We start from the raw sequence: 1,592 nt of genomic DNA, 5'->3' as shown, positions 1-1,592 counted from the left end.
TCATTATTTTGGTGCCAAGGACGAGCTGCTCTTGGCGACGATGCGGCACATACTGGCGGAGCTTACAGCCGATACGTTGCGCGCCCTTGGCTCGGCCAATAGCGCGCGCGAAAGGGTCTCGGCGGTGGTCGCTGTCAATTTCTCCGACATCCAGTTCCAGCCGGAAACCATCGCCGCCTGGCTCGCCTTCTATGTCGAGGCGCAGAAATCATCGGCCTGGCGCCGGCTGCTCAAGGTCTACGCGCGGCGGCTGCACTCGAACCTGATGAGCGGGCTGACCGGGATCTTGCCCAGAGCCGAAGCCGACCGCGCCGCCGAAGCGACCGCGGCGATGATCGACGGGCTCTACATCAGGCGGGCGCTGAAAGACGGCGTGCCCGATGCCGCGACCGCGATCGCGCTGGTCGAGGACTATCTCGAAACCAAACTTGGCGAGCGGCGCAAACAGTGACAATGAAGCGAACCAATTTCCTGATCGTCATGGTCGACCAGCTCAACGGAACCCTGTTTCCGGACGGACCGGCGGAGTTTCTGCATACACCGCATCTGAAAGCGTTGGCCGCGCGTTCGGCGCGCTTTGCCAACAACTACACGGCCTCGCCGCTCTGCGCGCCGGGCCGTGCCTCGTTCATGAGCGGGCAATTGCCGTCGCGCACCGGCGTCTATGACAATGCCGCCGAATTCGCCTCATCGATCCCGACCTTTGCCCATCATTTGCGCGCCGCCGGCTACTACACCTGCCTGTCGGGCAAGATGCATTTCGTTGGGCCGGACCAGTTGCATGGTTTCGAGGAGCGGCTGACGACCGACATTTATCCAGCCGATTTCGGCTGGACGCCGGATTACCGCAAGCCCGGCGAGCGTATCGACTGGTGGTATCACAATCTGGGCTCGGTGACCGGTGCAGGCGTCGCCGAGATCACCAACCAGATGGAGTATGACGACGAGGTCGTGTTCCTGGCCACGCAGAAGCTCTATCAGCTTTCGCGCGAACAGGACGATGCGAACCATCGGCCTTGGTGCCTCACTGTCTCGCTGTCGCATCCGCACGATCCCTATGTCGCGCGCAAGCAGTATTGGGATCTCTATGAGCATTGCCGGGCGCTGGACCCGGAAACCGGGTTCATCGCGTATGACCAGCAGGATACGCATTCCCGGCGGCTGTACCACGCCAGCGACTATCCCTCTTTCGAGATCACACCGGAGCAGGTGCGTCGTTCGCGGCAGGGCTATTTCGCCAACATCTCCTATGTCGACGACAAGCTGGGCGAGATCCTGGACGTTCTCGAGCGTACACGCATGGCGGACGACACAATCATCCTGTTCTGCTCGGATCACGGCGACATGCTCGGCGAGCGCGGCCTGTGGTTCAAGATGAGCTTCTTCGAGGGTTCGGCGCGGGTGCCGCTGATGATTGCCGGCAAGGGCGTTCGCGCCGGGCTGATCGAGACGCCGGTCTCCAATCTCGACGTGGCGCCGACGCTTTGCGATCTCGCCGGCATCGACATCGCTGCGATCGCGCCGTGGACCGACGGCCAGTCGCTGCTGCCGCTCACCGAGGGCATCGAGCGCACCGCGCCGGTGTTGATGGA

General features: G+C 62.8%; 2 protein-coding genes. Both read left to right on the top strand.

Translation table 11 applies throughout. The features are described from left to right. Window positions 1–451: transcriptional regulator BetI (betI, locus tag ENZ74_RS31330; protein ID WP_127313282.1), on the top strand; the 451-nt coding region annotated here is incomplete at its 5' end. A gap of 2 nt (window positions 452–453) precedes the next feature. Further along, window positions 454–1,592 (top strand): choline-sulfatase (gene betC, locus ENZ74_RS31325; RefSeq protein WP_127313281.1); only part of this gene is annotated, 1,139 nt, incomplete at its 3' end.

The organism is Mesorhizobium sp. M7A.F.Ca.CA.002.15.2.1 (assembly GCF_003998715.1).
Taxonomy (GTDB): Bacteria; Pseudomonadota; Alphaproteobacteria; order Rhizobiales; family Rhizobiaceae; genus Mesorhizobium; species Mesorhizobium ciceri.
This window is presented reverse-complemented; position numbering and strand designations above follow the sequence as displayed.